Annotated in this window: 16 protein-coding genes; 5 read left to right on the top strand and 11 right to left on the bottom strand. The window is 70.9% G+C overall.

What is annotated here, in order from left to right; genetic code table 11:
- Positions 1–35 precede the first annotated feature (35 nt).
- Entirely contained in the window at positions 36–1046 is a 1011-nt protein-coding gene (locus LNW73_RS26175) for a phosphatase PAP2 family protein (RefSeq protein ID WP_374118189.1), read from the top strand.
- 85 nt (positions 1047–1131) lie between these two features.
- Here the strand turns inward: LNW73_RS26175 and LNW73_RS26170 are convergent, their stop codons facing one another.
- From LNW73_RS26170 to adh, 3 genes are all read right to left on the bottom strand, one after another.
- On the bottom strand, positions 1132–1350 hold the full coding sequence (locus LNW73_RS26170; protein ID WP_250991570.1) for an I78 family peptidase inhibitor: 219 nt from the start codon (positions 1348–1350) through the stop codon (positions 1132–1134).
- Between the two features lie 170 nt (positions 1351–1520).
- On the bottom strand, positions 1521–1898 hold the full coding sequence (locus LNW73_RS26165) for a DUF779 domain-containing protein (protein ID WP_138353337.1): 378 nt from the start codon (positions 1896–1898) through the stop codon (positions 1521–1523).
- Between the two features lie 93 nt (positions 1899–1991).
- Entirely contained in the window at positions 1992–3515 is a 1524-nt protein-coding gene (gene adh, locus LNW73_RS26160; RefSeq protein WP_250991569.1) for an aldehyde dehydrogenase, read from the bottom strand.
- A 186-nt stretch (positions 3516–3701) separates the two neighbouring features.
- Between adh and ctaD the strand changes: the two genes are divergently transcribed.
- On the top strand, positions 3702–5399 hold the full coding sequence (ctaD, locus tag LNW73_RS26155) for an aa3-type cytochrome oxidase subunit I (RefSeq protein ID WP_250991568.1): 1698 nt from the start codon (positions 3702–3704) through the stop codon (positions 5397–5399).
- A gap of 75 nt (positions 5400–5474) precedes the next feature.
- On the opposite strand, the gene LNW73_RS26150 is transcribed toward ctaD, so the two are convergent.
- Positions 5475–6743 (bottom strand): glycosyltransferase, encoded by a 1269-nt coding sequence (locus LNW73_RS26150; RefSeq protein ID WP_250991567.1) that lies wholly within the window; start codon positions 6741–6743, stop codon positions 5475–5477.
- 487 nt (positions 6744–7230) lie between these two features.
- On the opposite strand from LNW73_RS26150, the gene LNW73_RS26140 reads away from it, so the two are divergent.
- Positions 7231–7590, top strand: a complete 360-nt coding sequence (locus LNW73_RS26140; protein WP_374118188.1) for a hypothetical protein — start codon at positions 7231–7233, stop codon at positions 7588–7590.
- On the opposite strand, the gene LNW73_RS26135 is transcribed toward LNW73_RS26140, so the two are convergent.
- Positions 7559–8170 (bottom strand): LysM peptidoglycan-binding domain-containing protein, encoded by a 612-nt coding sequence (locus tag LNW73_RS26135; protein ID WP_250991566.1) that lies wholly within the window; start codon positions 8168–8170, stop codon positions 7559–7561. The genes LNW73_RS26140 and LNW73_RS26135 overlap by 32 nt on opposite strands.
- 154 nt (positions 8171–8324) lie before the next feature.
- Positions 8325–8861 (bottom strand): transglycosylase family protein, encoded by a 537-nt coding sequence (locus LNW73_RS26130; protein ID WP_250991565.1) that lies wholly within the window; start codon positions 8859–8861, stop codon positions 8325–8327.
- A gap of 468 nt (positions 8862–9329) precedes the next feature.
- On the opposite strand from LNW73_RS26130, the gene LNW73_RS26125 reads away from it, so the two are divergent.
- Complete coding sequence (locus tag LNW73_RS26125) at positions 9330–10145, top strand: hypothetical protein (RefSeq protein ID WP_250975202.1); 816 nt, start codon at positions 9330–9332, stop codon at positions 10143–10145.
- Positions 10146–10398: 253 nt separating this feature from the next.
- Complete coding sequence (locus LNW73_RS26120) at positions 10399–10647, top strand: hypothetical protein (RefSeq protein ID WP_250975203.1); 249 nt, start codon at positions 10399–10401, stop codon at positions 10645–10647.
- 62 nt (positions 10648–10709) lie between these two features.
- Here LNW73_RS26120 and der read toward each other — a convergent pair whose 3' ends face one another.
- From der to aroH, 5 genes are all read right to left on the bottom strand, one after another.
- Positions 10710–12167 (bottom strand): ribosome biogenesis GTPase Der, encoded by a 1458-nt coding sequence (gene der, locus LNW73_RS26115; protein WP_250975204.1) that lies wholly within the window; start codon positions 12165–12167, stop codon positions 10710–10712.
- A 49-nt stretch (positions 12168–12216) separates the two neighbouring features.
- Entirely contained in the window at positions 12217–12912 is a 696-nt protein-coding gene (locus LNW73_RS26110; protein WP_374117207.1) for a lysophospholipid acyltransferase family protein, read from the bottom strand.
- Positions 12870–13547: a (d)CMP kinase gene (gene cmk / locus LNW73_RS26105; protein WP_308401918.1), complete on the bottom strand. Its 678-nt coding sequence runs from the start codon at positions 13545–13547 to the stop codon at positions 12870–12872. The genes LNW73_RS26110 and cmk overlap by 43 nt, the downstream gene beginning before the upstream one ends.
- Before the next feature lie 212 nt (positions 13548–13759).
- Positions 13760–14845 (bottom strand): prephenate dehydrogenase, encoded by a 1086-nt coding sequence (locus tag LNW73_RS26100; protein ID WP_250991564.1) that lies wholly within the window; start codon positions 14843–14845, stop codon positions 13760–13762.
- Positions 14842–15204 carry a chorismate mutase gene (gene aroH, locus LNW73_RS26095; protein WP_138353351.1) on the bottom strand — a complete coding sequence of 121 codons (363 nt, stop codon included), beginning with the start codon at positions 15202–15204 and terminating at the stop codon, positions 14842–14844. Before aroH ends, LNW73_RS26100 begins: the two co-directional genes overlap by 4 nt.
- Positions 15205–15291 lie beyond the last annotated feature (87 nt).

The following is a 15291-nucleotide window of genomic DNA, read 5'->3' as shown; positions in this document are numbered from 1 at the left end:
CGATCACTGCTGTCACACGCTGTAACGTCGATTCGGTGCGTACCGATGAGAAGCTCCACCGACCGGCGGAGTACCCGACCACACGCGACCTACCGCGTATGAGCCGAACACGCCTCTGGCTGTTCGGCTCGACGCTTGCGGTCTACGTGGCCATCGTCGTGGGCGTCGTCACCTCCTCCAAGCTCGTGACGCTGGACTGGCAGGTCATGCTGTGGCGCCCCTACAAGCAATGGCCCCAGATCCACGCGGCCCTGGACTACTTCGTGGTCCTGGGACAGCGCGGCCCGACGGCCGTGATGGTCGCGGCCTGGCTGGGCTGGCGGGCCTGGCGGCAGCGGAGCCTGCACCCGATGCTGGCCCTCGGCGCCTCCCTCCTGTTGCTGAACATCACCGTTGGCGCCGTGAAGTACGGGCTCGGAAGGCTGGGCCCGCACTACGCCACCGCCGTGGGATCTCCCGAGCTCTTCGCCGGCGGCGATATATTTCCCTCGGGCCACACCGCGAACGCGGTCGTGACCTGGGGCGTTCTGGCATATCTGGCGACCACGCCACGGGTACGCCGGTGGGCTTCGGTCATCGCCGCGCTGCTGGCCCTCGGGGTCGGTATGACCACCATCTACCTCGGCACCCACTGGGTCAGTGACGTGCTGCTCGGCTGGGCCGCCGGCCTGCTGGTGCTGCTCGCGCTCCCCTGGTTCGAGCCCGCGATGGCCTGGGCCGAGGACTTCCTGGTGGCCGCCTGGCACCGGCTCCGGCACGGTTCGGGACTCGCTCCCGCCCCGGCCCGCACACTCGGGCAGCGCCCCGGCCTGGTGACGCAGCGGGCCTCCAAGGGGGGCGGCCAGCCCGCGCTGGAGCCCGTCGGCGCCGCCACGGGCGGCCACGCGGCCGCCATGCCGCACGCTCCGGGACGGCCGCCGGCCGCCCGCCACGAGCGCACTCCCGTCACCCCCACGGGCAGCCGCCGGCCGCCCGCGGAACGGCCCGTCCGCCCCATCCCGCTCGCCCACCAGCAGGTGCGCGGGCGCGGCGCCGCAGGCAGCTAGCGCCGCTCCCCACCACCCCAACGACCACGCGAGGCCGTGGGAACCGCTCCGGCGGTTCCCACGGCCTCCCTCCGTTTCCGGCCCGTCAACCCTGCCAGCAGCGCGTCACTCTGCCGTCCGCGACGCTGAAGTTCAGCCGCCCCGCCACGTACTCCATCGTCACGATCGCCCCCTCCGGGAGCGACCGGACCGTGGTCCAGCCGCGCTCTCTGGCGCGCCGTTCCGCCTCGTCCGAGGGCAGCCCCGTGTAGGCCTTCGCGGGGTCTTCCGGGGGCCGGGGTCCAGGTGTCGGTATCGGTGCCATACCCCCACCGTAAGCACGCGGCGTACATCCGGGAAGGCGCGTACGGGCAGTACTCAGCATTGATCGTCACGCTTCTGTCACAGAATCCGCTGAGGAGTTTGATCTCTCGCGGAAATGTTCGGAAAGCGGTTAATTCACCGTCGACACAGCATGCGCATGGCTCGCGCACATCATGTCCGCAATGCCTTCAACTCTTCGTCGGTCAACAGCCGGGAGCGGATAAGGAAGCGATTTCCCGTCGGCGCCTCCAGGGAAAAACCACTCCCCCGCCCGGGCACCACGTCAATCGTCAGATGCGTATGGGACCAGTACGCGAACTGGTCCCGGGCCATCCACACCGGCACCGGTTCCATGCCCGCCACGCCCAGGTCCCCCAGGTGCACGTCCGAGTCACCGGTCAGGAACTCGCCCGCCGGATAGCACATCGGCGAACTGCCGTCGCAGCACCCGCCGGACTGGTGGAACATCAACGGACCGTGCTCATCGGCCAGCCGCCGCAACAGTTCCGCCGCCATCCCGGTCACCTCGACCCGGTTCGCCACATCCATGCTTCACCGTCCCTGTCTCGAACCCGACCTACGACCCCCGCGCGCCCCCGCGAACCCCCGGGCCGCATTCTGCGGCCCGGGGGTCGTGGGCGGCTAGAAGAAGCCCAGCGCGTTCGGGCTGTAGCTGACCAGCAGGTTCTTGGTCTGCTGGTAGTGGTCGAGCATCATCTTGTGGTTCTCGCGGCCGATGCCGGAGTTCTTGTAGCCGCCGAAGGCCGCGTGGGCCGGATAGGCGTGGTAGCAGTTGGTCCAGACGCGGCCGGCCTGAATGGCGCGGCCGGCGCGGAACGCGGTGTTCATGTCGCGGGTCCAGACGCCGGCGCCGAGCCCGTAGAGGGAGTCGTTGGCGATGGAGACGGCGTCGTCGAACTGGTCGAAGCGGGCGACGGAGACGACGGGGCCGAAGATCTCCTCCTGGAAGATCCGCATGCTGTTGTCGCCCTCGAAGATCGTCGGGGCCACGTAGTAGCCGCCGGAGAGGGCGCCGCCCAGGTCGACGCGCTCGCCGCCGGTGAGGAGCTTGGCGCCCTCGGCGGTGCCGATGTCGATGTAGGACAGGATCTTCTCGAGCTGGTCGTTGCTGGCCTGGGCGCCGATCATCGTGCCGGTGTCGAGGGGGTTGCCCTGCTGGATCGAGCGGGTGCGCTCCAGGGCGTCGCCGAGGAAGCTGTCGTAGATCGACGCCTGGATGAGGGCGCGGGACGGACAGGTGCAGACCTCGCCCTGGTTGAGGGCGAACATCGCGAAGCCTTCGAGGGCCTTGTCGTAGAACTCGTCGGGGGCCGCCGCGACGTCGGCGAAGAAGATGTTGGGGCTCTTGCCGCCGAGTTCGAGGGTGACCGGGACGATGTTCTGGCTCGCGTACTGCATGATCAGCCGGCCGGTGGTGGTCTCGCCGGTGAAGGCGACCTTCGCGACGCGGGGGCTGGAGGCGAGCGGCTTGCCGGCTTCGGTGCCGAAGCCGTTGACGATGTTGACGACGCCCGGCGGGATGAGGTCCTGGATCAGGTCCATCAGGTACATGATCGAGGCCGGGGTCTGCTCGGCCGGCTTGAGGACCACGCAGTTGCCGGCCGCGAGCGCCGGGGCGAGCTTCCAGACGGCCATCAGGATCGGGAAGTTCCAGGGGATGATCTGCGCGACCACTCCTAACGGCTCCTGGAAGTGGTAGGCGACGGTGTCCTCGTCGATCTGCGAGATCGACCCCTCCTGGCCGCGCAGCACGCCCGCGAAGTACCGGAAGTGGTCGATGGCCAGCGGCAGGTCGGCGGCCAGCGCCTCACGGACCGGCTTGCCGTTGTCCCACACCTCGGCGACGGCCAGTTCGGTGAGGTGCTGCTCCATCCGGTCGGCGATCCGGTTGAGGACGGACGCCCGCTCGGCGGGGGCGGTACGCCCCCAGGCGGGGGCCGCCGAGTGCGCCGCGTCCAGGGCGAGTTCGACGTCCGCGGCGGTGGAGCGGGCTATGTCCACGAACGCCTGGCCGGTGACGGGCGTCGGGTTCTCGAAATAGCCGCCCGCGACCGGCGCCGTCCATTCTCCGCCGATCCAGTTCTCGTAGCGGGAGGGGAAGGAGGCGGGGCTGCCAGAGTTTCCGGGGGGCTGATAGACCGTCATGAGCCTGCTCCTTTTGATGATGCCGAGAGCTGATGCCGCGCACGTTACTGCTAGTGAACCGGCTCGGCCAGATGGCTTACGCACTCTCGCGTGATGGTCAGGTCGGCGAGCATGATGGGCTCACGGCCGTTCAACTGACGCGCGTCGTGAAGTGGTTGACGGCGATCGGACAGCGAGGGGAAGCCGATGACGGCACCTGCGAAGGAAGAGGCCACGGCCGAACCGGCGCGTGTGCCGCGGCCGGGCGGCGTGGTGGTGGACTGGCTCACCACAACCGATCACAAGAAGATCGGCCATCTCTATCTGATCACGTCGTTCGGGTTCTTCCTGGCGGCCGGGCTGATGGCGCTGATGATGCGCGCCGAACTGGCCCGTCCCGGACTGCAGTTCCTGTCGAACGAGCAGTTCAACCAGCTGTTCACGATGCACGGCACGATCATGCTGCTGCTCTTCGCGACCCCGGCCTTCGCCGGTTTCGCGAACGAGATCATGCCGTTGCAGATCGGCGCGCCCGATGTCGCGTTTCCCCGGCTGAACATGTTCTCGTACTGGCTGTATCTCTTCGGCGGGCTGATCGTCCTGGGCAGTTTTCTCGTCCCGGACGGGCCCGCGAGCTTCGGCTGGTTCGCTTACGCGCCGCTGAACAGCATGACCCGCTCCCCCGGAATCGGCGCCGATATGTGGATCATGGGACTGGCACTGTCCGGTTTCGGCACGATCCTCGGCGCGGTGAACTTCCTGACCACGATCATCGGAATGCGCGCGCCCGGCATGACGATGTTCCGGATGCCGATCTTCACCTGGAACGTCCTGTTCACGTCGATCCTGGTCCTGCTGGCGTTCCCGGTGCTGGCCGCGGCGCTGCTGGTGCTGGAGTCGGACCGGCGGTTCGGCTCGATGGTGTTCGCACCGCAGAACGGCGGGGCGCTGCTGTGGCAGCACCTGTTCTGGTTCTTCGGTCATCCGGAGGTCTACATCATCGCGCTGCCGTTCTTCGGGATCATCTCCGAGATCCTCCCGGTGTTCTCCCGCAAGCCGATCTTCGGTTATCTGACGCTGGTCGGTGCGACCATGGCCATCACCGGTCTTTCGATAGTGGTGTGGGCCCACCATATGTTCGTGACCGGCGCCGTTCTGTTGCCGTTCTTCTCCTTCATGTCGTTCCTGATCGCGGTGCCGACCGGTGTGAAGTTCTTCAACTGGGTCGGCACGATGATCAACGGCTCACTGTCGTTCGAGACGCCGATGCTGTGGTCGATCGGCTTTCTGGTGAGCTTCCTCTTCGGCGGGCTGACCGGAGTCATTCTCGCCTCCCCGCCACTGGACTTCCATGTCAGCGACACCTACTTCGTCGTGGCGCACTTCCACTACGTGGTGTTCGGGACCGTGGTGTTCGCGATGTTCGCCGGTTTCTACTTCTGGTGGCCGAAGTTCACCGGGAAGATGCTCGACGAACGGCTGGGGAAGATCCATTTCTGGACGCTGTTCTTCGGCTTCCACATCACGTTCCTGGTGCAGCACTGGCTGGGCGTCGAGGGAATGCCCCGCCGCTACGCGGACTATCTGGCGGCCGACGGATTCACCACGCTCAACACGATCTCGTCGATCGGCGCGTTCCTGCTCGGAATGTCGACGCTGCCGTTCCTCTACAACGTCTGGAAAACGGCGAAGTACGGCGAGAAGGTGACCGTCGACGATCCCTGGGGATACGGCCGCTCCCTGGAGTGGGCCACTTCCTGCCCACCGCCCAGGCACAATTTCCTGACGCTGCCGAGGATTCGCTCCGAATCCCCCGCCTTCGATCTGCACCACCCGGAAGTGCCGGCCGGGGCGCTGTCGGCGCTGGACGCCGCCGACGAAGTGTCGCTGGACAAACGTCAGTGACGCCTGTCATCGGCCAGGCCTGACCGACCTGGCGTCACTGACAGGCCTGACTCACCTGGCGGCACTGCCCAGGCGTCACTTCCCCAGCGTCCGCCGGGCCTTGCGTCCCGCCGCCAGCGCCACGTCACCGAGGGCGTACGCGGCGCCCAGCACCTGTCCGCCGGCCGACAGCACGGCGGCGCGCCCGCGGCCGCCCCGCCGGGCGCGGGCCTCGAGCAGCCGCTGGAAGAGGGCCTCGTGCAGCCGGGCGATCCGGTCCGGGTCGTACTGCTCGCCCTTGACGGACGCCGCGCGGCCCATCGTGACGCGCAGTTCGTCGTCGTTGATCAGCCGCAGCAGCGCGGCGGCCATCGCGTCGATGTCGCGCGGCGGTACGAGCAGGCCGTCCACGCCGTCGGAGATGATCTCCCGCGGGCCGAGCGGACAGTCGGTGCTGACGACGGGAAGGCCGGCGCGCATGCCCTCGACGATCGTCATGCCGAACGACTCCATGCTGGAGGAGACGGCGAGGATCGACGCCTTCGCCAGCTCCGGCTCCAACGGCGAGGCGGGGCCCATGAGACGGACGGCGTCCTGCGCGTGGAGCTCGGTGACGAGGCCGGCCAGCTTCTTCCGCTCGGCGCCCGCACCGTACAGCCGCAGGGTCCAGTCCGGCCGTTCGGCGGCGACCTTGGCGAAGGCCCGGATCAGATCGTCGTAGCACTTCGCGGGCGCCAGCCGGCCGGCGGCGACCACGACCGGTGCTGTGCACGGCGAAGGGTCGACGTCGGAGGCCGGGACGCTGTTCGGCACCGGGGTGACCCGGACCCCCGGAATCCGGCGGCGGTAGGCGGCGGCGTCGGCCGCGGTGGTGGTGACGACCGCGTCCAGCCGTGGGTACAGCCGGCGCAGCAGGAGCACGAGCTTGGTGGAGTGGGTGTCGAGGGTGAGGTGCTCCTGGGCGACGCGCACCATGGTGCGCGGGGCCTGCCGCGCGATGTGGACGTTGAGCCCGGGGCGGGTGCCGACGACGACGTCCGCGTCGAGCTGCGCCAGATGGCGGGCGATGCGCTCGTCGGTGAGGGCGCTGTAGTGGTCGTGGCGGCGGTCGGACGCCGGGAAGACCGTGGCGGGGGTGGCGCGCCGCGGGTCGTCGAGGTCGGAGTCCTGGCTGTCCTTGCGCAGATCGACCAGGTGCCGCAGCCGGACGCGGGGGTCGTAGACGAACTGCGGTTCGTCCAGGTGCCGGAAGACGGAGACGATCTCCACATCGTGCCGCTCGGCCAGCTCGCCGGCGAGGGTGCACGTCGTACGGATGGTGCCACCGATTCCGTACGCGTTGTGGATCAGGAATGAGATGCGCATGCGTTTCCGTGTCTCCCGGTTGCCCGGCGGATTCCCCGCCCGTTGCCGTCCGCGGACGACAGACGGACGACAGACGGACGATAGCAAGATCTGGCCTTTGTCCCCTGCCGCGTCCAGGGGTCAGGGGTCCGCCTCGTCCAGGGGTCCCTGCCGCGCACAGGGGTCCCCTACCTCGTCGGGGGCGGGCGACGGACAGGCAGGTGCGGCGGGTGGCCGGCGGATCCGGCAGCGCGGCGAAGGTGACGGGTGCCAGGGCGAAGTCGACTTGTTCACTGATCGTCTTGTATCCCTCGGCCCGCAGCCCCTGGAGGAGCTGCTGCGGGTACCGTGCCGAGGCGGACTGGTTGCAGGAGACGACCGCGGCGGTCCTGGCCTGCTGCCCTTGAACCAGCGGTAGACCTCGGTACCCGCGTACAGCGTGCCGCCCCAGCCGGGGGTGCCCTCGCGGGGGGCGTCGCTCCCGTAGATCCCGTACAGGTGCGGATAGGTGTCGTACGCCCTCGGCGGCCGTGGCCGAGGTGAGCCGGACCTGGCCGGCCTTCGCGCGGACCTGGCCGAACCGGGGGTCGCCCGAGAACGCGGTGAGCAGCGGATGCTGGCGGTGTCACGGGCGCTGCTGACGCGGGCCCGGCTCGTCCTGCTGGACGAGCCGGGCCTCGGACTGTCATCCCGGGGCGCGGCGCTCGCCTACGGGGCGCTGGCGGGCCTCACGGCGGGCGGTGGGCGCACCGTCGTCGTGGCGGAGCAGCCGCTGCCCGCCGCGCTGCGCCCGGCGACCACCGTGGTCCATGAACTGCGGCGCGGGGAGGTGGTGTTCACAGGCGAGCCCGCGGAGTGTCCGGAATGAGCAGTGTCGTGCCGACGCCGAGCTGGTCCGGGTCGGCGCCGATCGCCTTCTGGTTGACCCGGTAGAGCTCCTGCCAGCCGCCGCGCACCGCGAACTTCGTGGCGATCGACTGCAGGGTGTCGCCCGCCACGACGATGTGGACGCGGCCCGTGAGGTGCTGCTCCTTGGAGCAGACCGGCCAGGCGTCCCAGCCCTGGACGCGCTGTACCTCCTGCGCGACGGCGATCTGCTGCGCCGGGGTGGCCAGGTCGGCCCGCGGCGCGTACTTCAGGCCGCCGAACTCCTCCCAGGTCGGCTGCCAGAACTGCAGGCCGCCGTAGTAGCCGTTGCCGGAGTTGATGTGCCAGTCGCCGCTGCTCTCGCACATCGCGAGGCCGTCCCACACCGCGGGGCGGGGAAGCTCCGGGGTGTCCGCCGGGGTGCCCGCGTGGGCGGCGGACCCGGTGGTGGTGGGCGTGTCCCCGTGCGCGGGCGGGGAGTCGGCGCGGGCGGGTGCGGCCGAGAGCGGGAGCAGGGCGGCCAGGACGGTGGCGGCGGTTGCCGCGAGAACCATGGCCCGGCGCCCGACCAGTGCGTTCATGCGATGAAATGAGGACAGGTCGTTCATAGCGGGTCACGCTAAGCACGTCCCGTCCGCTCCCGGCTCCCGCCGCGCCCGGCGCGCCGGGCGTCCCACCCGGTCGGAGCAGCCGCCCTGACCTGGCGTCAGGCCGAATGCCACGCCGGAGAGGTCGTCACCAGGCGGGCCACCAGGCCGGCGGGCGGACCGCCAGCGGGGCTCCGGCCGCCCGGGACGTGACCGCGATCGCGGCGCGCTCCTGGCCGCGGCCCGGGTGTTCGGCGGCCCGCGGCGGCTGCGCCTTCGGCCTCACCGTCTTCGCCTTCGGGGGTGTCGCCTTGGGAGTGCCGGCGGACGGCGCGTCGCCGTACGCTCCGGCGCGGCGGGCGCAGACCGGCCACGCTCCCCAGCCGCTCGACCGCTGCACCTTCGTCGCGATCGCGATCTGCTGCTCACGGGAGGCCTTGTCGGCGGTCGCGGCGTACTGCGTGCCGCCGTTCGACCGCCAGGTGCCGGCGGCGAACTGCAGTCCGCCGTAGTAGCCGTTGCCGTTGTTGATGTGCCAGTCGCCGCCGCTCTCGCACTTGGCGATGCGGTCCCACACTCCGCCGTCGGCCGCCGCGGCCTGTCCTCCCGCGGCCAGGACGGCCAGCGGGCTCAGTGCCGCCATGCCGGTGAACACAGCGATGACTCGGTACTTGGCCAAGACCATGGATTCCCTCTCTCCACGGACCCGGGGTTCCCCCTACGTGCCTCGAGAACGTGCACCGGCGCGTCGGACGCCGGTGCCCGTCCGAACCCGGGCGGTGCTCTTTGCACACGAGCCGAGAACCTAGACACCCCAGGTGCACCGAATCAACCAAATCCGGTTCGTTGCAGGCCACTTGGCGGTTACCCGAAGTAAGGACGTATTTTCGCCGTCCAATTGACGCGTCCTTGTCACCCTAAATCAGGATGGGTGCCGCGCCGGCTGTGACCCACTTCACCGCTGCAGGAACTTCCCTCCGGGCGGAACCTCGACATGGAGTGAGATCCTCCGGGTCGCCGGTCACCCTGCGCACCCGGCGGCGGGAACGGATGTGCCGTAGAGCGTGACCCTCACCACAGGTCGTCCGTTGTCACTGTGCGCGGGGGAACGCCCTGCGCAGCAAACCGCAGCCGCACAGTCAAGGAGGCCTCCGTGCCGCCCATGCTCGACGTCAGCGCCGAGGTACGCGCCGAGATCGGCGAGGAGGAGGCCACACGTCTGCTCGCCGGGGAGAACGCCCCGGGGACGTACGACTGCACCTCCTGCCGCACCCCCGGCGACACCGGCCAGGAGCGCACCAGCACCGTCCTGTTCGTCAGCGACGAGACCGCGGTGCTCGCCTTCGCCCACGCGACCTGCATCCCCTCGCAGGTGGTGCCGGTCTCGGAGGAGCAGCTCCAGGGCGCGGTGCGCAGCATCACCGCGGACGACGCGGCCGGCGGCACGGCCTCCGCCCTGGTGGACGGAGCCCGGGAGGCCGGGACCGCGGCCGCGCCGCGCCAGGCGGTGCTGGGCATCACCTGCGGGCTCGTCCTGGTGGAGGGAACGCTCCGCCCGGCCCTGGTGGTCGAGCCCACCGGCGCCATCAGCCGTCCGGGGTCCACCGCCGACGGGGACGACTTCCTCCCCCTCATGATCGAGCAGGGCTTCATGCCCCAGCTCGACCTGGCGGTACCGCCGCCCGCCCTGAGCGGCTGGTCGGTGCTGCTGGCCATGGGCCAGCTGCACGCGGTCCTGCAGCCGAGTGCCGGCGGCCCCGCCGTCTCCTGGTGGCAGGCCCACCAGCCGCTGCAGGTGAGCGACGGCTGGCGCAGCGCGGTGAACCGCACCAACGAGGTGTACGTCTACGCCGCCCCGGCCGACTCGATCGGCCGCCAGCCGCGCGAGGACCTGATGCGTGACGCGCTGGAGCGCGCGGCCGCCCGCGGCCTGCTGGTCGGCGCGACGATGCCGCTCTCGGGCACCTGAGCGGCACCTGAGCGGCCCGTCCGGCCCGGGGCACCGCCCTCACACCGCCGAACGGCGCAGCGCACGCTGAACGAACAGCGCACCGCTGAACGAAGGGGCGCGTACGGAAACCCGTACGCGCCCCTTCTCGTGCGACCGAAGATCCGCATTTACCCCGCGCTGCCCGCATCTTGGACGGTAAGCGCTCGTTGGCACATTCGTGCACACCTTTGACGCCTTCTCCCGAGTCCCCTACCAGAGCCAGATTCCGTCGATGCGCAGCGGGCAGGATCCCTCCGGGGTCAGCAGTGGCACGCCGATCTACGACGCTCTCTACTCGGAGTACCGCAGGCTGTTCCGGGCCCTGCCGGGTGACCGCTCCGGCGAGGAGGCCATGCAGTTCAACGCGTTCTCGGCGTGGCACGAGCAGCCGTACGACGCCGCGCCGGGCCGGCACCGCGGCAACCGCCCGGCCGCGGCGCTGCCGCCGGGCCGCACCGACAACCGGATGTACGGGCTCTAGCCGGGGTCACGCGGCCGGTGGTGAGGGGCGGGCCGCACGGGCCCGCCCCTCACCGGTCAGGACTACTTGTTGCGGCCGCGCTTCTCGCGCACCCGCACCGAGACCTGGATCGGCGTGCCGACGAAGCCGAACTCCTCACGCAGCCGGCGCTCGACGAAGCGCCGGTACCCCGCCTCCAGGAAGCCCGAGGCGAAGAGCACGAACCGCGGCGGCCGGGTGCCGGCCTGCGTGCCGAACAGGATGCGGGGCTGCTTGCCGCCGCGGATCGGGTGCGGGTGGCCGGCGACCAGCTCGCCGAGGAAGGCGTTGAGGCGGCCGGTCGGGATGCGCGTCTCCCAGCCCGCGATGGCGGCCTCGATCGCCGGGACGAGCTTCTCCATGTGACGGCCGGTGAGCGCCGAGACGTTCACCCGCGGCGCCCACTGGACCTGGACGAGATCCTGCTCGATCTCGCGCTCCAGGTAATAGCGGCGCTCCTCGTCGATCTGGTCCCACTTGTTGTAGGCGATGACGACGGCGCGCCCGGCCTCGACGGCCATGGTGATGATGCGGGTGTCCTGGACACTGATCGACTCGGTCGTGTCGATCAGGACCACCGCGACCTCCGCCTTGGTCAGCGCGGCCGCGGTCCGCAGCGACGCGTAGTAGTCCGCGCCTTCCTGCAGGTGCACGCGGCGGCGGATACCGGCGGTGTCGATGAACTTCCAGGTGATGCCGCCGAGCTCGATCAGCTCGTCGACCGGGTCGCGGGTGGTGCCGGCGACCTTGTCGACGACCACGCGGTGCTCGCCGGCGACGCGGTTGAGCAGGCTCGACTTGCCGACGTTCGGGCGGCCGATCAGGGCGATGCGGCGCGGGCCGCCGATACCCCCGCCGAAGGTCATCGCGGGCGCCTCGGGCAGCGCCTCCATGATCGCGTCGAGCAGGTCGCCGGTGCCGCGGCCGTGCAGCGACGAGACGGCGTGCGGCTCGCCCAGGCCCAGGTTCCACAGCGCGGCGGCGTCCGCCTCGCCGGACTGGCCGTCCACCTTGTTGGCGGCGAGCACGACGGGCTTGCCCGACTTGCGCAGCAGCCGGACGACGGCCTCGTCGGTGTCGGTGGCGCCGACCGTGGAGTCCACGACGAAGACGACCGCGTCGGCCGCCTGGATCGCGAATTCGGCCTGGGCGGCGACGGAGGCGTCGATGCCGAGGACGTCCTGCTCCCAGCCGCCGGTGTCGACGATGGTGAAGCGGCGGCCGTTCCAGTTCGCCTCGTAGTTGACCCGGTCGCGGGTGACGCCCGGCTTGTCCTCGACGACCGCCTCACGGCGGCCGATGATGCGGTTGACCAACGTCGACTTGCCGACGTTCGGGCGGCCGACGACGGCGAGGACGGGGAGCGGGCCGTGGCCCGCCGCCGCCAGGTCGCCCGCGACCTCTTCGAGGTCGAAGCCTTCCTCGGCCGCGAGTTCCATGAACTCCGCGTACTCGTCGTCGCCGAGCGCGCCGACGTCGCCGTGTTCGTTCTGGTTGTCCATGAAAGCTTCTCCGTCGATCAACAGTGGTGGCTGCGGTACCTGATGTGGTTCAGCGGCCGGTGGCTTGCTTGGCGTGGGCCAGGTGCGCGGTGAGGTGCTCCTGGATGCGCGACGTGGCGGCGTCCATCGCCGAACGGGTGCGGCGGCCACTGGGGTCGCCCGCATCGAACGGGTCGCCGAAAACGATGTCGATACGGCTGCGCAGCGGTGGCAGCCCGGATATCAGCCGCCCCTGGCGGGCGCTGCCCAGGACGGCGACGGGGACGACGGGCGCACCGGAGCGCACCGCGAAGTAAGCGAGCCCGGAGCGCAGTTCAGAGAAGTCGCCGACCCCGCGGGTGCCCTCCGGGAAGATCCCGAGCACTCCGCCGCGCTGCAGCACGCCGAGCGCGGCCGTGATGGCGGTCCGGTCGGCGCTGTAGCGGTCGACGGCGAGCTGCCCGATACCGCGCAGGAACGGGTCCAGCGGGCCGACGAACGCTTCCTTCTTGACCAGGAAGTGCACGGGCCGCGGCGAGGTGCCGATGATCATCGGCCCGTCCACGTTGTGCGAGTGGTTGCCCGCCAGAATGACCGGCCCGTGGGCCGGCACCCGCCAGGCGCCGAGGACGCGGGGCCGCCACAGGCCGTTCATCAGGCCAATGCCGATGCGGCGGCCGACCGCCGCTCCGCGCGGGCCGGGCGCCGTCAGGGTCTGGGACGTCACCGAGCCGCTCGCTTCTCCTCGATCAGGGTGACGATGCACTCGATGACCTGGTCGAGGGAGAGGTCCGTGGTGTCGACCTCTATGGCGTCGTCCGCCTTGGCCAGCGGCGAGGTCTTCCGGCCGGAGTCGGCCGCGTCCCGCTTGACCAGGGCGTCCTGGGTGGCCTGCACGCTCTGCGCGCCCTTGAGCTCACCGCTGCGCCGGGACGCGCGGGCCTCGGCGGAAGCGGTCAGGAAGATCTTGAGGGTGGCGTCAGGCAGCACCGTGGTGCCGATGTCCCGGCCCTCCACGACGATGCCGTCCGGCGCGGAGGCGGCGGCCGCGCGCTGCAGTCCGACCAGCCGGGTGCGCACCTCGGGCACCGCGCTGACGGCGCTGACCGCGGCGGTGACCTCCTGGGTGCGGATCGGCCCCGAGGCGTCCTCGCCGTCCACGGTGATGGTCGGGCCGACGGGCTCGGTGCCGGAGACGATGACGGGCTTGGCGGAGGCGTTGGCCACGGCCTCGGTGTCGCTCACGTCCACGCCGTTGCTCAGCATCCACCAGGTGATCGCCCGGTACTGGGCGCCGGTGTCGAGGTAGCTGAGGCCGAGCTTGGCCGCGACGGCCTTGGACGTGCTGGACTTACCCGTGCCCGAGGGGCCGTCGATGGCGACGATCACCGGAGATTCCACAGCGCGAGGGCCTTCCTTGGGCACGGTTACGGGGTGAGGACGGCCCGGCTGACGCCGGAGGCCATCCCATAAGGTTACCGGCCGGCCACCAGCACACGTACCACAGCCGTTGTCCCCGGCCGCCGGAACCCGTCGCACCGGGCCGCCGGGGCGGCTGCGGCGCCCTCGGGCACCGTCGCGGGACCCTCGTCGCAGGGTCCGCCGCGGGGCCCTCAGGAGCGGATGGACCAGCCCCGGTCACGCAGCGCGGTCGTCAGGGCCGGCGCCGCCGCCGGCTCCACCATGAGCTGCACCCGGCCGGCCTGCTGGCCCGTCGAGTGCTCGATGCGGACGTCCTCGATGTTCACGCCGGCCGCGCCCGCGTCGGCGAAGATCCGCGCCAGCTCGCCCGGCTGGTCGCCGATGAGCACCGCGACGACCTCGTAGGCCTTGGGGGCCGTGCCGTGCTTGCCGGGGACCCGGTCCCGGCCGGCGTTGCCGCGCAGCAGGATGTCCTCGATGCCGGCGGCGCCGGTGCGGCGCTTCTCCCCGTCGGCGGACTGCAGCCCGCGCAGCGCCTCGACGGCGCCGGTCAGATCGGTGGCGACCTCGGCGAGCACATCGGCCACCGGGCCGGGGTTGGCCGCCAGGATGTCCATCCACATGCCGGGTTCCGATCCGGCGATACGGGTGACGTCACGGATGCCCTGCCCGCACAGCCGCACCGCGGTGTCCTCGGCGTGCTGCAGCCGGGCCGCGACCATGCTGGAGACCAGCTGCGGGGTGTGCGAGACGAGCGCGACGGCCCGGTCGTGCTCGTCGGCGTCCATCACCACCGGCACGGCGCGGCACAGGGCGACGAGTTCCAGGGCGAGGTTGAGCACCTCGGTCTCGGTCTCCCGGGTGGGGGTCAGCACCCACGGGCGGCCCTCGAAGAGGTCGGCGGTGCCGGCCAGCGGGCCGGAGCGCTCACGGCCCGCCATCGGGTGCGTACCGATGTAGCGGGACAGGTCGCAGCCCAGCGCCTGCAGATCGCGGCGCGGACCGGCCTTGACGCTGGCCACGTCGAGGTAGCCGCGGGCCAGGCCGCGGCGCTGCGCGTCGGCGAGGGTGGCCGCCACGTGCGCCGGCGGTACGGCGACGACGACGAGGTCGACCTGGCCCTCGGGGGGCAGCGCGCTGCCCGCGCCGAGGGCGGCGGCGGTGCGCGCGACGGACGGGTCGTGGTCCTCCAGGTACACCTCGACGCCGCGCGAGACGAGGGCGAGCGCGGCGGAGGTGCCCATCAGGCCGGTTCCGATGACCAGGGCGGTCCTCACTGGGCGATGTCCTTGCGGAGCGCGGCGGCGGCGCCGAGGTAGACATGCCCGATCTCGCTCCTGGGCAGCTCGCTCTCGACGTGCGCGAGGATGCGGACCACGCGCGGCATGGCGCCCTCGATGTCCAGTTCCTGGGCGCAGACCAGCGGCACGTCGACGATGCCGAGCCGGCGTGCGGCCACCGCCGGGAAGTCGCTGTGCAGGTCAGGGGTGGCGGTGAAGATCACGCTGATCAGGTCGTCCACCGCGAGCCGGTTGCGCTCCAGGAGGGCGGTGAGCAGCTCGGACACCTGTCCGTGCATGTGCTCCGCCTCGTCCCGCTCCAGCTGGACGGCTCCGCGGACCGCTCGTACCGCCACGTCACTGCTCCCTCAAGCCCGTACATCCGAACCCGGCAAGCGTAACCAAGTGATCAGGCACCCGGTCGCGGCGACCGCCCTGCGAGA

Origin of the sequence: Streptomyces sp. RKAG337, from assembly GCF_023701715.1 — a bacterium.
Lineage (GTDB): Bacteria > Actinomycetota > Actinomycetes > Streptomycetales > Streptomycetaceae > Actinacidiphila.
Note: the sequence above shows the minus strand (reverse complement) of the source record. Positions and strands in the feature narration are given on the sequence as shown.